The 15408-nt window shown below is 74.9% G+C and carries 10 protein-coding genes and 1 tRNA gene; 8 read left to right on the top strand and 3 right to left on the bottom strand.

The genetic code is table 11. The features are described 5' to 3' along the window. Positions 1–279: 279 nt before the first annotated feature. Positions 280–352, bottom strand: a tRNA-Arg gene (locus B124_RS16525). A 294-nt stretch (positions 353–646) separates the two neighbouring features. Here B124_RS16525 and B124_RS16530 point away from each other — a divergent pair. The 8 genes from B124_RS16530 to B124_RS16565 all read left to right on the top strand — a co-directional run bounded on the left by B124_RS16530 (position 647) and on the right by B124_RS16565 (position 11241). Continuing rightward, a complete protein-coding gene (locus B124_RS16530; protein WP_496503610.1) occupies positions 647–2581 on the top strand; it encodes a GTPase domain-containing protein in 1935 nt (644 codons plus the stop codon). 508 nt (positions 2582–3089) lie between these two features. Then, a complete protein-coding gene (locus B124_RS16535; protein WP_496503611.1) occupies positions 3090–3284 on the top strand; it encodes a hypothetical protein in 195 nt (64 codons plus the stop codon). Positions 3285–3523: 239 nt separating this feature from the next. Beyond that, positions 3524–5662: a GTPase gene (locus B124_RS16540; protein ID WP_496503612.1), complete on the top strand. Its 2139-nt coding sequence runs from the start codon at positions 3524–3526 to the stop codon at positions 5660–5662. Between the two features lie 119 nt (positions 5663–5781). Beyond that, complete coding sequence (gene ssb / locus B124_RS16545; protein ID WP_496503688.1) at positions 5782–6285, top strand: single-stranded DNA-binding protein; 504 nt, start codon at positions 5782–5784, stop codon at positions 6283–6285. 330 nt (positions 6286–6615) lie between these two features. Then, entirely contained in the window at positions 6616–8025 is a 1410-nt protein-coding gene (locus B124_RS16550) for a Cys-Gln thioester bond-forming surface protein (protein ID WP_496503613.1), read from the top strand. 318 nt (positions 8026–8343) lie between these two features. Next, a complete protein-coding gene (gene ettA / locus B124_RS16555; protein ID WP_496503614.1) occupies positions 8344–10008 on the top strand; it encodes an energy-dependent translational throttle protein EttA in 1665 nt (554 codons plus the stop codon). 1 nt (position 10009) lies between these two features. Next, positions 10010–10480, top strand: a complete 471-nt coding sequence (locus tag B124_RS16560; protein WP_496503689.1) for an acyl-CoA thioesterase — start codon at positions 10010–10012, stop codon at positions 10478–10480. Beyond that, positions 10477–11241 (top strand): DUF8185 domain-containing protein, encoded by a 765-nt coding sequence (locus B124_RS16565; protein WP_496503615.1) that lies wholly within the window; start codon positions 10477–10479, stop codon positions 11239–11241. Before B124_RS16560 ends, B124_RS16565 begins: the two co-directional genes overlap by 4 nt. 160 nt (positions 11242–11401) lie before the next feature. On the opposite strand, the gene B124_RS16570 is transcribed toward B124_RS16565, so the two are convergent. Together B124_RS16570 and B124_RS16575 are read right to left on the bottom strand one after the other, a co-directional pair. Continuing rightward, entirely contained in the window at positions 11402–12445 is a 1044-nt protein-coding gene (locus B124_RS16570) for an ABC transporter ATP-binding protein (protein WP_496503616.1), read from the bottom strand. A 1-nt stretch (position 12446) separates the two neighbouring features. Further along, on the bottom strand, positions 12447–15407 hold the full coding sequence (locus tag B124_RS16575; protein ID WP_496503617.1) for a hypothetical protein: 2961 nt from the start codon (positions 15405–15407) through the stop codon (positions 12447–12449). Position 15408 lies beyond the last annotated feature (1 nt).

Genomic DNA, 15408 nt, shown 5'->3' on the forward strand with positions numbered 1-15408 from the left:
CAGGAATTCTGACGCACGTGCTTCGCAGCAACACTCCACGGTTCCCGTGGAAGGCCCCCAGCACCACGCTGACCTGCGAGCTCACCGGCATCACAGAGGCATCGGTTTCGGCCGGAACGAACCCCACCAGCATCCCGGACCGGCATCAGCCCCGTCAGAGCGGACAGAAGCACTTCCGGCGCGCGCCACGAGATTTACCACGCCCCCGGCGCGCACCGAAGGTGCGCTGGATCGCTGACCTGCAGGTTGGGCCCTCCCTGGGGGAGGAGGGCAGCCCTGCGCCCCCGGCAGGACTCGAACCTGCGACCAAGCGCTTAGAAGGCGCCTGCTCTATCCGCTGAGCTACGGGGGCCGGTGTGGCGTGGAACGGTGGCCGGGCTCGGCGGATCCGTGACCTTGCCAGGGGTCAAGGATAGGGCTCCGTCGAGCCACACCCGGTAGCTTCACTCCGGCACCACCTTGTGGAGGTTCAGTGAAGCGTCCCGATAATCGCAGGCGGGTGCGATTCGCGCGACGCTTTTTTCCGCGCGGTGCCGGTGGTGTTGTGCAGTCGTTATGCCCGCGTGGCGGAAGCTTCCGGGATGAAGAAGGCGCGCTGTGGGGCTAAACGCTTTCAAATTCGGATAGAAGCGGGCATTCTTCGCATGTGGCGACCCCGGATGTACGGCCTGACCTGCTGAGCGCACTCTCCGCCCTCCGAGAGTGCGTCGCCGCCGCGCGCTTTCCACTCCCCCTGCCGGGGGCGGACGGGGCGCGGCGCAGCAGAGCGGAACTGCTGGCACAGCTCGACGACTACCTGGTGCCCCGGCTGCACCGGCCGGACGCACCGCTGCTCGCGGTGGTCGGCGGATCGACGGGGGCGGGGAAATCGACCCTCGTCAACTCGCTCGTGGGCAGATGCGTCAGCGAGTCCGGCGTGTTGCGGCCGACGACGCGCATGCCCGTACTCGTCTGCCATCCCGACGACCAGTCCTGGTTCGCCGGTCAGCGGGTGCTGCCGCACCTGACGCGGGTGTGGATGCCGCGGCAGGACGCCGCGCACGGGCGCGTCGAGGCGTATGAGTCGTACGGCGCGTACGAGGCCCAGGAGATCGAGGGGCCGTACGGGGGTGGCGGGGGTGCTCGTGAGCCGTACGCGTCGGGTGTGGGGGACGGCTCCCGTGGGGAGTACGACGGGAGCTCACCTGAGGCGTACGGGACGGGCGGGGCGATCGGGGCGGCCGGGGGTGATTCCGGGGCGTACGACGTGCCTGATCCGTACCGCGCCCGGCACGGGCTGGCCCGCGACGGCGGCCTGACCCGGGGCGGCCTGACCCGGGGCGGCCTGACCCGGGGCGGTCTGTCCCGGGGCGGTCTGTCCCGGGGCGCCGCGACCTTCGGCGAGGGCGGTGGCGGGCCCGACGGGACCCTGCTGCGGATCGAGGTCGACGAGAACGTACCCAGCGGTCTCGCCCTCCTCGACGCCCCCGACATCGACTCCCTCGCCGGGCACGCCCGCGAGCTGGCCGCCGAGCTGGTGTGCGCCGCGGACGTGTGGGTGCTGGTGACGACCGCCGCGCGGTACGCGGACGCGGTGCCCTGGCACCTGCTGCGTACGGCGAAGGAGTACGACGTCAGCCTGGTCACCGTGCTCGACCGGGTACCGCACCAGGTCGCGGGTGAGATCTCCCTGCAGTACGCGACGCTGCTGCGCAAGGCCGGGCTCGGGGACGTGCCCCGCTTCACCGTCCCCGAACTCCCCGAGTCAGCCGGCGGCGGCAGCGGGCTGCTGCCCGCCACGGCGGTGCGGGAGCTGCGCGACTGGCTCGGCCACCGCGCCCAGGACCCGGAGGCCAGGGCGGAGGCCGCCGTACGGACCGCGAACGGCGTGCTCGCGTCGCTGCGCTCCCGGGTCACGTCGCTGGCCGGGGCGTGTGCCGCCCAGCACGCGGCGTCGACGCGGATGGCCCACCGCGTGGAGCGGGCGTACGAGGAGGCCGCGGAGCAGGCGCACGCCGACCTCGTCGGCGGCACCGCGTTCGCCGGCGATGCCCTCGCGCACTACCGCAACCGCGCCCTCACCCGCGCCCCGGCCGACCTCCTCACCGCCCTGACCAGCAGCGTCGCCGCCGTCCTGCACTGCGCCGTGGCCGCCGCCGACGAACGGTTCACCGCCGAGCTGCGCCGCGAGCCGGCCGCGGCGGCGGTGCCGTTCGGCGAGGAGGGCGCGGGGGCGAAGGAGCGGGTGGGCGTGCTCGTACGGCGCTGGCAACGGTGCCTGGAGGAGCTGGCCGACGAAACGCTGAGCGCCGCGGAACGGCCCGCCGACGCGGAGCCGGAGGAGGTCGCGGCGCTGCTGGCGGTGGCGCTGCTCGGCGGCTCGAACGGACACGGGGCGGCGGAGGAACTGGCGGCGCTGCTGGGCGCGAAGGCCGGGCTGCGGCTGCGGAGCCGGGGCGGGCGGCTGCTCGGTACGTACTTCGAGCGGGTGCTCGACGGGGAGCGGGACCGCCGGCTGGCGGCGATCGACGCCTTGGAGACGCAGTCGGGTCAGCAGGCTCAGCTGATCGCTGCCATGTCGGTGCTGCAGCGGGAGAAGTGACGAGAGATGGCGGAAGAGGCGGCGGGAGACGTGGTGGGTGAGGTGGCGGGAGAGGCGGGCGAGGTGGACGAGGTGGACGAGGTGCGCGCGGGGGAGATGCCGGGACCCGGCGATGCGGCGGAGGTTCCGGTTCCAATTGGGGAGGCGGCGGGGCAGGTCGTGGGGGCTGGCGGGGTGGATGGGGTGGGTGAGGTGGCTGAGTTGTGTGGGGTCATGGGGGTGGCAGAGGCCGTGGGGACGACGGGGGGCGTGGGGGGTGCGGGGGGTGCGGCGGCTGCCGGGGACGTGTGTGCGTCTGGCGAGGCTGCGGCTGCGGCTGAGGCAGAGGCCGCGGCTGAGGCTGCGGCTGCGGCTGAGGCCGCGGAGGGCGGTGCGGCTGCGGCTTCGCTGCCTGCGCCCGCCGGGATGTGGGACGACGGGTTGATCGCGCGGCGTTCGGCGCGGGGCGGGGGTGGTGCGGGGGGTTTCCTCGGGGGTGAGCCGGGTGGCGTGGATGTGTCGGAGGCGGGTGCCGGTGCCGGTGGTGCCGGTGGTGCCGGTGGTGCTGGTGGTGCTGGTGGCGGTGTCGGTGCTGGTGGTGCTGGTGGCGGTGTCGGTGCTGGTGGTGCTGGTGGCGGTGTCGGTGCTGGTGGTGCTGGTGGCGGTGTCGGCGCTGGTGGTGCTGGTGGCGGTGCGGGTGTCGGTGCTGGTGGTGCTGGTGTGAGTGGCAGTGCCGGTGGTGCTGGTACTGGTGCTGGTGCGGGTGCCGGTGCCGGTGTGGGGAGTGGCGCGGGGGTTGGTGGAGGGGGTGGCGCCGGTGTCGGGGGTGGCGTGGGGAGTGGTGCGGGTGTCGGGGGTGGCGCGGGGGTTGGCGTGGATACGGGGGGTTGTGCGGGCGCCGGGATCGGTGCGGGGTGCGGGGGTCGGGCGGATGACGGTGGGCGAGAGGACGGTGTCGCGGAGATGGATGCGGACGGCGGGCTGGACGTCGGGGCGGCGGGGGTGCCGGAGCCGGCGGGTGGTGCGGCGGCGAGGGCTGGGAGCCCCGGTGCGGGGCTGTCCCCCGGTGCGGGGTTGTCGGGGGACGGGGGTGCGGGTTCCGGGGCGGAGGCGGGTGTGTGCGCCGACGTCCGCCCGGGTGCGGGGTCCGGCTCGGGGGCGGGTGCGGGTGCCGGGTCCGGCCCGGGTGCGGGGTCCGGCTGCGGTGCGGAGCTGGGGTCCGGCTGCGGTGCGGGGGCGGGGGACGACGCCTTCGGGGACGGTACGGGCCCCGGGGCCGGCCTCGGCGGCGGTGCCCCGGCGGACGCCGGTGGGCGCGGCGGTGCGTACGACGGTGACGGTGCCGTGCCGCGCCCTGCGGAGCGGGGTCGCGGCGGGGCGCGCGCGGGGTCGGGGGCGGACGCGGGGGTGGTGCCCGGAGGATTCGTACCACGTGCCGAAGGCCCCCTGCGCGGGCGGCTCGACGCCCTGCGTGAACTCGTCGGCCTCTCCCGTACGCGGCTCGACGGGCGCACGCTCGCCGAGGCCGGGCGCGTACTCGACGAAGCCGCCGACCGGCAGCGGCTCTCCCTCGACCACGCCGTCGTCGCCATCGCGGGGGCCACCGGCAGCGGCAAGTCCAGCCTCTTCAACGCGCTCGCCGGTGCCCCCCTCTCCGAGGTCGGCGTGCGCAGGCCCACCACCTCCGTGCCCGCCGCGTGCGCCTGGCGCGGCGCGGGCGACCACGCGCCGACCCTGCTCCTCGAACGCCTCGGGCTCCCGGCGCGCGCCGCCCGCCCGCTCCGCGACGACCTGGGGCTGCGCGGGCTCGTCCTCGTCGACCTGCCCGACCACGACTCGTCGGTGGAGGAGCACCGCCGTCGGGTGGAGGACCTGCTGCGCCGGGTGGACGCGGTGATCTGGGTGGTCGACCCGGAGAAGTACGCGGACGCGGCGCTGCACGAGCGCTACCTGCAACCGCTGGCCGGCTACGCCGAGGTGATGTTCGTCGTCCTCAACCAGGTCGACCGGCTGCCCGCCAACGCCGTCGGGCAGGTCCTCGACGACCTGCGCCGGCTCCTCGACGAGGACGGTCTCGCGCTCGGCGAACACGGCGAGCCCGGCGCGTGCGTGCTGTCACTGTCCGCGCTCACCGGCGAGGGCGTGGGCGATCTGCGCGCGGAGCTGGTGTCGTTCATCGCGGAGCGCCGGGCGGCGGAACGCCGGCTGACGGCCGACGTGGACGAGGCGACGGCGCGGCTGCGCGAGGTGTACGTCGGGGAAGGCGGCGGCAGCGGTCTTGACGACCGGGTCAGGACGGAGTTCGAGGACCGGCTCGCGGAGGCGGTCGGGGCGGCGGCCACGGGGCAGGCGGCGGAGCAGTTGTGGCTGCGGGAGGCGGAACAGGCGTGCGGGGCACGGCTGGTGAAGCTGCGGCGCCGCCGCCGGGCAGGCGCGGCGGGCGGCGCTGCCGGCGTCGTCGGTGCCGGTGGAGCTGCAGACCGGTCGGCTGCGGACCTGAGCGCGCTGATGCCGGAACCCCGGGACGGGGACCAGGGTCTGGTTCCCGCGCGTGCGGTGGTGGAGCAGGCCGTACGGACCGTGGCCGACGAGGCGGGCGCGGGGCTCCCGGCGGCGTGGGCGAAGGCGGTGCGCGAGGCGGGGGTGCGCGGAGCGGAGGGGCTCGCGGACGGGCTGACGCGGCGGGCGGCGGACCCGGAGACGGGCGCGGGTGACGGTGCCGGTGCCCGGCCGGGTGGTGTGCCGCGACCGCGGTGGTGGTCGGTGGTGGGTGCGGTGCAGCGCGGACTGCTCGGCGTGCAGGCGCTTGCCGTGCTGTGGCTGGCCGCGGCGGTGTTCGGCGTCACCGGCGTGCCGTGGCCGCTGCCGCTGGCCCTCGTGGTGGTCACCGCGGCCGTCGGCCCGGGGCTGGCGCTGGCCTGCCGGCTCGCCTCCCGCGGCCCGGCGCGGCGGTACGGCGAGGAGGCGGAGAGCCGGCTGCGCGAGGAGGCGGCGGCGAGCGGGCGGGCGCGGGTGCTGGAGCCGATGGCGGCGGAGCTGCTGCGCTACCGCGAGGTGCGGGAGCAGTACGCCGTTGCCTCGGGCGGTGGCGCACGGCCCTGACCTGCTGTTTCGTTACCGGGCCCGGAGTTATCCACAGGGGTCGCGGAGTCCGGGCGGGGGAGGGCAGCATGGAGGTCAGCGGGCAGGTGATGTGCCCGGACGGGGGAGGTGCGTGGGAGATGAACGAGACGATGGTGACCGTCGTGGGGAACGCCGCGACGAGCGCGGATTACCGCACGACGCAGTCAGGAGTGCCGGCGGTGCGCTTCCGCCTGGCGGCCACGGTGCGGCGGTTCGACCAGGCGAGCGGCAGTTGGACCGATGCGTACACGAATTTCTTCACGGTCTGGGCCTGGCGCCAGTTGGCGGAGAACGTGGCGGCGTCCGTGGCCATCGGCGAACCGCTGCTGGTGCGGGGCCGGCTGCGGGTCAGGGAGTACGAGAAGGAGGGCGTGCGCTTCACGGACCCGACGATCGACGCGACGGCGGTGGGACACGACCTCGGCTGGGGCACGGCGGCGTTCCGCCGGGCGTCGCGGCTCAAGCCGTCGTTCGCGGCCCCGGCCAGAGCGGACCTGGACGTCGCGGTACGGGACGTCCTGACGCCGGGGCCGGGGTCAGGGGCGCCCGGCACGGCGGAACGGGACGAGCGGCAGCCGGTGCTGACACCGGACCCGGGCTGACGCGGAACACCGGGCGACGCGGAACACCGGGCGACGCGGAACACCGGAGAGGCGGCCGACGGGCCTCGCGCGGGCGGGCGGTGACGGTTCCGGGACGATCAGTTCGAGTGGGGCACGCGGACTTCTGGCGGTCCGCTGGGGTCTGCCCGAAATAGTCGTTGCCCGATGTAACGATTGCGTTCTAAAACCCTGTCCGCTTGGGGCATTTGAGGTTCGGGGGACAGGGGAGTCCCTAGGATTCCGAGCGGCTCGACGAGCCCGGAGCGAAGGCGTTCTTACGGCGGGGGCCATCCGAGCCTTGACCAACCCGCCCGGAGGGGATTTTCGACCATGATTTCTGTTCGGAGGCCGTCACATCGGCGGTCTGCTCGGCTTACCGCGGTCGCGCTGGCCGCAGGTCTGGCCACTGCCGGTGCAATAGCCGGCGCCGGCCCGGCGGCAGCGCAGGACGCGCCGCCCACCAGCGGCGCCACCGCCACCCTGGGCGGTCTCACGATCAAGGACACCGCCATCGTCCACGGCGACGGCGGCGACCAGGAGATCGGTGCCGGTCTGTTCGAGATGGCCGTCGACCAGGGCGGCTCCATCCAGACCTACTGCATCGACTTCGGCAACCCGACCCAGCCGGAGGCCAAGTACCAGGAGGTGCCCTGGAGCGCCTCCTCGCTGCAGAACAACCCCGACGCGGGGAAGATCAACTGGATTCTGCAGAACTCCTACCCGCAGGTGGACGACCTCTCCGCGCTCGCGGAGAAGGCCGGTGCGGGTGAGCTGACCGAGAACACCGCCGCGGCCGGCACCCAGATCGCCATCTGGCGCTTCTCCGACAAGGTGAACGTCGAGGCCAAGGACCCCGAGGCGGAGAAGCTGGCCGACTACCTGGAGGCCGGTGCCGAGGCCATCGAGGAGCCCGCGCCCTCGCTGAACCTCGGTCCCACGGCGGTCTCCGGCAAGTCCGGTGAGAAGCTCGGCCCGGTGACGGTGAACACCGACGCAGCCGAGGCCAGCCTCTCGCTGTCGCCGGAGGCCGAGTCCGCCGGCGTCAAGGTTGTCGACGCCAACGGCGAGGCCCTGGCCAGCGCCGCCGACGGCACCGAGGTCTTCCTCGACGTGCCCGCCGGCACCCCCGACGGGTCGGCGACCCTGACGGCCTCGGCCACCACCCAGGTCCCCGTCGGCCGCGCCTTCGCCGGCGTCGGTGAGCACGCCAAGAGCCAGACCCAGATCCTGGCCGGCTCCAGCGACACCACCGTCTCCGCGCAGGCCACCGCCACGTGGGCGAGCAAGGGGCCGATCCCGGCGCTGTCCGCCGACAAGAACTGCGCCAAGGGCGGCGTGGACGTGACCGCCGAGAACAAGGGCGACCAGCCCTTCTCCTTCGAGCTGGCGGGCGAGTCCCACACCGTGGCGCCGGGCGAGTCCAAGACCGTGCTGGTCGAGGTCGCCGAGGACCAGGCGTACGAGATCACCATCAACGGTGACGACGGCTTCAGCGAGAAGTTCACCGGCGTGCTCGACTGCGAGACCGCGGGCAACGACACTCCGGCGCCGAGCGAGCCGAGCCCTGCTTCCGCGGGCGGCTCCGCCGGTGACGACTCGGGCGACGAGGGCGACCTGGCGAACACCGGTGGCAGCAGCGCTACCCCGGTGATCGCGGGCGTCGCCATCGGCCTGGTCGTGGTCGGCGGCGCGACCGTCTTCCTGCTCCGCCGGCGCGGCAACAGCGCCGACGCCGCCTGACGACGGACCTCCGGCCGGCGCCGGGAAGCGCGCAGCCGCGCTGAACGGTGCCGGCCGGCGGACGCCGGCTGACGGCCGGCTCTCTGCACGGCACAGGGGCCGGGTCCCACGGGACCCGGCCCCTCTGCATGCCCGCGGACCGTCCCCGTAACGGCCCCCGACCGTCCCCAGCCCGTCCTCGGCCCGTCCCCCGACCTTTCCCTGGCCCGTCCCCGGCCGCCGTGGGCGGCGGGTGCGACCGGGGGCGTTTTCGTGCGGGGCGGCGCGTGCGGCAAGATGGGTGCATCTGCCCACCTCGGATCTGCCGGACGGTTTCTCTTGGCTGAGTTCATCTACACCATGCGCAAGGCACGCAAGGCGCACGGCGACAAGGTCATCCTTGACAACGTCACCTTGAACTTCCTGCCCGGCGCCAAGATCGGTGTCGTGGGCCCCAACGGCGCCGGGAAGTCGACCGTGCTCAAGATCATGGCCGGCCTGGAGCAGCCGTCGAACGGCGACGCCTTCCTCTCGCCCGGCTACAGCGTCGGCATCCTCCTCCAGGAGCCCCCGCTGAGCGAGGACAAGACCGTCCTGGAGAACGTCCAGGAGGGGGTCGCCGACACCAAGGGCAAGCTCGACCGGTTCAACGAGATCGCCGAGCAGATGGCGACCGAGTACACCGACGAGCTGATGGAGGAGATGGGCAAGCTCCAGGAGGAGCTGGACCACGAGAACGCCTGGGACCTCGACGCCCAGCTCGAGCAGGCCATGGACGCCCTCGGCTGCCCGCCCGGCGACTGGCCCGTCACCAACCTCTCCGGCGGCGAGCGCCGCCGCGTCGCGCTCTGCAAGCTGCTGCTGGAGGCCCCCGACCTCCTCCTCCTCGACGAGCCCACCAACCACCTCGACGCCGAGTCCGTCGCCTGGCTGGAGCAGCACCTCGCGCAGTACGAGGGCACCGTCGTCGCCATCACCCACGACCGGTACTTCCTCGACAACGTCGCCGGCTGGATCCTGGAGCTCGACCGGGGCCGCGCCTACCCCTACGAGGGCAACTACTCCACGTACCTGGAGACCAAGTCCGCGCGGCTGAAGGTCGAGGGCCAGAAGGACGCCAAGCGGCAGAAGCGCCTGAAGGAAGAGCTGGAGTGGGTCCGCTCCAACGCCAAGGGCCGGCAGGCGAAGTCCAAGGCGCGCCTCGCCCGCTACGAGGAGATGGCGGCCGAGGCCGAGAAGATGCGCAAGCTGGACTTCGAGGAGATCCAGATCCCGCCGGGTCCGCGCCTGGGCAACGTCGTCGTCGAGGTCGAGAGCCTCAGCAAGGGCTTCGGCGAGAAGCTGCTCATCGACGACCTGTCGTTCACCCTCCCGCGCAACGGCATCGTCGGCGTCATCGGCCCCAACGGCGCCGGCAAGACGACCCTGTTCAAGATGATCCTCGGCCAGGAGAAGCCGGACGCCGGCAACATCCGGGTCGGCGACACCGTCTCCGTCAGCTACGTCGACCAGTCCCGCGCGAACATCGACGCCAAGAAGACGCTGTGGGAGACCGTCTCCGACGGCCTCGACTACATCAACGTCGGCCAGGTCGAGATGCCTTCGCGGGCGTACGTGTCCGCCTTCGGCTTCAAGGGCCCGGACCAGCAGAAGCCCGCCGGCGTCCTCTCCGGCGGCGAGCGCAACCGCCTCAACCTCGCGCTCACCCTCAAGCAGGGCGGCAACCTGCTGCTGCTCGACGAGCCGACCAACGACCTCGACGTCGAGACCCTGTCCTCGCTGGAGAACGCGCTGCTGGAGTTCCCGGGCTGCGCCGTGGTCATCACCCACGACCGCTGGTTCCTGGACCGCATCGCGACGCACATCCTGGCGTACGAGGGCGACAGCAAGTGGTTCTGGTTCGAGGGCAACTTCGAGTCGTACGAGAAGAACAAGATCGAGCGGCTGGGCCCGGACGCCGCGCGCCCGCACCGTGCCACGTACAAGAAGCTCACCCGTGGCTGACGTGGCCAGACACGTCTACCGCTGCCCGCTGCGGTGGGCGGACATGGACGCGTACGGCCACGTCAACAACGTGGAGTTCCTCCGCTATCTGGAGGAGGCCAGGATCGACTTCATGTTCCGGCTGGCGCCCGGTGAGGGCGCCGCCGGGGGCGGCACGTCCTTCGCGGGCGGGTCGGTCGTGGCCCGGCACGAGATCGACTACCGGCGCCAGCTCGTGCACCGGTATGAGCCGGTGACGGTCGAGGTGTGGGTGACGGAGATCCGGGCGGCGGCGGCGACGCTGGCGTACGAGGTGAAGGACGGCCCGGAGGACGGCGGCGCGGTGTACGCGCAGGCGTCGACGGTCATCGTCCCGTACGACTTCGAGGCCGGCCGGCCGCGGCGGATCACGGCGGAGGAGCGGGCGTTCCTGGAGAAGTACCTGGCGCCTGCGGGAGAGCCGGGGAAGCCGGGGGAGGCAGCGGCGGCATGACGCGGCGGCTGGTGTTCGCCGAGGGGCGGCAGGCGGCGGGCCTGGCGGTGTTCCTGGGGCGGCTGTTGCGGTACGACCGGGGCGCCGCGGTACGGCTGCGGGTGGCGCCGGGCGCCGGTGGCGGGGGAGCGGCGCTGGCCGTCTTCGGGCACGCGCCGGCGCTGGAGGTGATCGTGGTCCGTACGGCGCTGCTGACGGCGGCGGCGGAGCTGGACGAGACGGTGTCGGCGGGGGAGCTGGCGGAGGCGATCGACGCGGCCGGCACCGGAGAAGGTGCGGGCCGGGCCGACGCCGGTGCGGACGCCGGTGCCGGGCAGGACGGATCCCCAGCAGTACGCGGGGAGTTGGCCGTGGCGCTGCCGCAGCCCGTGAGCGGGCCCGGGTGGGCCGGGCTGCTCCCGCCGCGGAGCGGCTGGCAGCCGGTGGCCGGGCTGCCGCACCCGGCGGAGCTGAACGTCGCCGTGGCGGCGGGCGTCGCGGAGTTCAAGTCCCGGGTGGAGGCGCTGCCGGAGGAGAAGCGGACGCGCGCGGAGCTGGACCGCATAGGCGGCGACATCTGGAGCCGCCCGCTGGGCGGCACCCCGCTCCCGCTGCGCGCCGCCCACGCCGCCCGCGTCTTCGGCCTGCTGCCCCCCGCCGCAGACGCCGCGGCACCGGCCCTGCTCGCCACCGGCAACTGGCTCCGCCTGCGCACCCCGTACGGCTCGGTGGCCCTCCGCCGCACCGGCGGCCTGGGCCGCCTGGGCGTCACCCCGGTCTGAGCCGCGCGTCGTCCGCTGCGGGTTCGCTGCGCGGGCGCCGCGAGGGTACGGGATCGGAGAGCAACGCGCCGGGCCGCCCGCCGCCGCGCCGCGGGCGCGCGGTGCGGCGGCCCCGGAGCGGGCGAGCGGCCGCGCCCGTACGGCACGACGCGGCCCCGCTCTACCCCTCGTCCTCCCGGTGCGGGCTCACTCTGATGTGGTCCTCCTGCAAGTCCAGGACCACCCGCTCGCGGATGTCCAGCGCCTCCGTGTACTGCTGCGGCAGTTGCAGGCGGCCCGTGCGGTCCACCGCGGCGTACTCGCGGGCCACCACCCGCTCCTCCCCGCTCGCGTCGACCTCCGTGCTGCGGACCACCTCCGACGCCATCCGGCCGTCGCGGATCGCGACCGTGCGGCGGACCTGCGCCGCCACCGCCTGGTCGTGGGTGACGATGACGATCGTCGTGCCCAGCTCCTCGTTCGCCGTGCGGAAGGCGGCGAAGATCTGGTCCGCCGTCGTGGAGTCCAGCTCGCCGGTCGGTTCGTCGGCCAGGATCACCGCGGGGGTGTTGGCCAGCGCCACGGCGATCGCCGCGCGCTGCTGTTCACCGCCGGACATCTGCCCCGGGCGGTGGTCGCGGCAGTGGGCCAGGCCCAGGAGGTCCAGCAGCTCCTCGGCGAGCGCCACCCGGCGGCGGCGGACGCGGCGGCCGTGGCCGCCCTCGCTGAGCTGCATCGGCAGCACGACGTTCTGGACGGCGGTCAGGTACGGCAGCAGGTTGCGCGAGGTCTGCTGCCAGACGAAGCCGACGACCTCCCGGCGATAGCGCAGCCGAGCCCGCGCGTCCATCGCCAGCAGGTCGAAGCCGGCGACCGCGGCGGTGCCCGCGGTGGGGACGTCGAGGCCGGCGAGGATGCCGAGCAGCGTCGACTTGCCGCTGCCGGAGGCGCCGACCAGGGCCAGCAACTCGCCCTCGGTGACCAGCAGGTCGAGCCCCTGCAGCGCCTGCACCTCCACGCCGTCGGTGCGGAAGATGCGGACGAGCTGGTCGCAGGAGATCAGCGCGTCGTGACCGTACGCCGGCTTGGCGCGCTGCTCCGCCGCCCGCCGCTCCAGCTCCGCCAGCGTCGTGCCGCTCCCGGCACCCCCGGCACCTCCGCCACTCACGGCACCCCCAGCGCCGCCGCCCGTCGTACCGCCCGTGCTCTCGTGCGTCTGGGCCATCTCACTCCCTCTCCCCGGCCCGCAGTTCCTGTACGGCCCCGCGTCTGCCGCCCCACCACGCCTGCACCAGCACCGCCGCCAGCGCCAGTGCCGGCACCGCCACCGAAGGCAGCGCCAGTGCCAGCGGGTCGGTGCGTAGCTGTGCACTGCCGGCGCCGAGCCCGTCGGTGCTCTCCTCGCCGAGCGCCAGTGCACTCAGGTCGATGCCCGGCCCCAGCAGCCGTACGGTGACCAGCCCCGCCAGCGCCCCGACCAGACCGGCCGCCGCCAACTGCGGCAGCGCCTCCAGCACCAGCAGCCGCCGACCGTGCCGCCGGCTGAAGCCCATCGTGCGCAACCGGGCCAGCAGCGCGACGCGCTCGGGGGCGGCCCGCAGCAGCGAGAGCAGGACGGCGAGCAGGGCGTAGCCGGTGGCGGCGACGGCGGCGACGGCGTACAGCCGCTCCGCGCCGCGCTGCAGCTCCGAGGCGGCCAGGTCGTCCACCACGTCGGCGCGCAGCAGCAGGGCGGCGCCGGGCGCGGAGTCGCGGGCCAGGGTGCGCAGCTCGGCGCGGTCCAGGCCGGCGCCGGTGGCGGAGAGCAGCAGCGTGTCCGGCCGCGCCTCGGGCAGCGCATCGGTGCCGGGCAGGGACCGGGCGACGGCGGCGGCGTCCACCACGGCGAACTCGCCGCCCGTCAGCGCCGGCGTCACCTCCCGTACCCCGGCGACCTCGGCCGTGATCCGGCCCCGGGACGACTGCAGCCCGAGCGTGTCGTCGCCGGCGAGCTCGGCGACGCCCGGCGAGACGAGCGCGGGCACCGCGCCGCCGTCGCCGCCCCGCAGCCGGCCGGCGTCGAACGTGCCGAGGCCCAGGTCCGCGCTGAGCTTCGCGTACGTGCCCGCGTCGACCGTCAGCAGCGTAAGGTCGCCGCCAAGACCGACGACCTGCAGCCCGTTCTCGGTGCCCACGGCGGCCACGTGCCGTACGCCACCCGCCTTCGCCGCCTTCGCGGCGAGACCGTCGGGCAGCGGTGCGGCCGAGGCGAGGCGGGCGTCGCCGCCGACGCGGTGCAGCGAGGCCGTCTCGCGCGCGTCGGCCACGCCCGCGAGCACCGAGCCGCCGAAGGAGGCGGTGGTCAGCGCCACGAGCAGCGCCAGCAGCGGCAGCGCGGACGCCTCGGGGGCGCGCCCGGCGCGGGCCAGCGACAGGAACCCGAGCGCCCCGCGGGCCCACGCCGCCGGGCGGGCGGCCAGCCGCAGCGGCAGCGGGTAGAGGCGTACGAACACGGCCGCGGCGACCACCCCGACAAGCACCGGCGCCGCGCTGACCAGCGCGTCCGCGCCGCCGTCCGCGCCGCCCCTGCGGCGCAGCACCACGAGGGCGCCCACCGCGAGCACCACCGTCGTCAGCTCCGCCACCAGCCGCTGCCGCGAGGGCCGGGCGCGGACCAGGTCGGTACGGACCGGGGGCCGCGGCCGGCGTACGGCGGCCACCGCGAGCACCGGCAGCGCGCACAGCGCCAGCGCCGCCGTCGCGCCCGCCGCGAGCAGCGCGGGCCCGGGCCGCCCGCCGGGCAGCAGGAGGGCGGCGAGGCCGTAGCCGGCCGCGGCGGCGGGCAGGACGGCGGCGGCGTTCTCGGCGAGGAGGCGCACGGCGATGCCCCGCAGGGAGCCGCCGCGGGAGCGGAGCAGGGCCAGCTCGGCGCGGCGCCGGGATGCGGCGAGGCCGCCGCTGATGGCCAGCACCACCGCCGCGACGGCGCCGACGCCGAAGGCGGCGACGGCCACGACGGGCCTGACGGCGTCGCGCAGCCCCGTGTAGCTGCCGAGCAGCCCGGTGGCGCCGGTGGAGACGTCGAGCCCGCTGCCGGTCCGGTCGCTGATCCGCTGGTAGCCGGGGCCCTCCTGGAGGGCGGACAGGCCGTCGAGCACGGCGGGCACGTCCCGGCCGCGGAGCGCGCCGCCGGCGACGGGCACGTTCCAGTACGCCGAGGTGCCCGCGTCCTCGTAGGACACGCTGAACCCCTGCGTCCCGGCGAAGAGCGCGGGGCCGCTGTCGGGGTGGAGGAGGAAGGCGGCGGCCCAGTAGCGCCGCGGTTCGAGCGAGTTCGGCTTCTGGCGCAGCTCGGGGGCGCGCAGGAGCGGGTCGACGGACCAGTAGTCGCTGCCCGGCGCCTTCGGCTCGACGATGCCGGTGACGTGGACGACGAGTTTCCCACCGGCCCGCGGCAGGTGGACGCGGGAGCCGACGCGCAGGTGCAGTTTGTCGGCGGTGGCGGCGGAGACGGCGGCCTCGAAGACGACGTCGCCCCCGGCGGCCCCCGCGGCGGCCCCGGTCCCTGCCCCGGTCCCGGCCCCGGCTTCGTCCCCGGCCCCGTACGCGGTCGGCTCCGGCAGCCGGCCGTCGGCGACGCGGACGCGCTCCGTGACCCCGGCGCGCGCGTCGAGCTGCACCTCGGGCCGCTGCCCGTCGGTCCTCGGCAGCCACGGGTCGTCCGTGACGAGCACCGGGTTGGTCCGTACGCCGTACGAGACCTGCCCGGTCTCCGCGCGCAGCGGGTCGCGGAACTCCCGCAGCACCGGGCCCGCGACCCCCGCGACGGCCCGCGCGGACATCGACTCCGCCTGGTCCTCGAACATCACCTCGGGGTCAGGCTGCGCGGTCAGTGCCACGTTGCGCTCGGCGGCCGAGGCGCCGTCGATCAGCCGGCGGGCCTCGCGGTCCTCGTACGTGTCGACACCGCGGGGGAACGCGGCGGCGAGGAACGCGGTGGCGAGCACGAGCAGCGCGAGCGCGACCGCACCGCCGGGCGCGGCCCGCAGCCGGGTCCGCACCCAGGGGGCGGCGCCGGGGGCCCGGGGGGCGCCGGGCGTGTCAGTCGCCTCCGTCGTCTCTCGGGTCTCCGGGGTCTCCGGGGTCTCGGGGGTCTCGGGGGTCTCGGGGGTCTCGGGGGTCTCCCGAGGGTCCTGTGCGGGGGGCATG

Source organism: Streptomyces sp. CNP082, assembly GCF_059570535.1.

Bases quoted from the DNA above. Each gene is read 5' to 3' on its own strand.
- B124_RS16575 (WP_496503617.1), bottom strand. From the start codon at position 15,407: ATGCCCCCCGCACAGGACCCTCGGGAGACCCCCGAGACCCCCGAGACC.
- ssb (WP_496503688.1), top strand. From the start codon at position 5,782: ATGAACGAGACGATGGTGACCGTCGTGGGGAACGCCGCGACGAGCGCG.
- B124_RS16550 (WP_496503613.1), top strand. From the start codon at position 6,616: ATGATTTCTGTTCGGAGGCCGTCACATCGGCGGTCTGCTCGGCTTACC.
- B124_RS16565 (WP_496503615.1), top strand. From the start codon at position 10,477: ATGACGCGGCGGCTGGTGTTCGCCGAGGGGCGGCAGGCGGCGGGCCTG.
- B124_RS16570 (WP_496503616.1), bottom strand. From the start codon at position 12,445: ATGGCCCAGACGCACGAGAGCACGGGCGGTACGACGGGCGGCGGCGCT.
- B124_RS16540 (WP_496503612.1), top strand. From the start codon at position 3,524: ATGGATGCGGACGGCGGGCTGGACGTCGGGGCGGCGGGGGTGCCGGAG.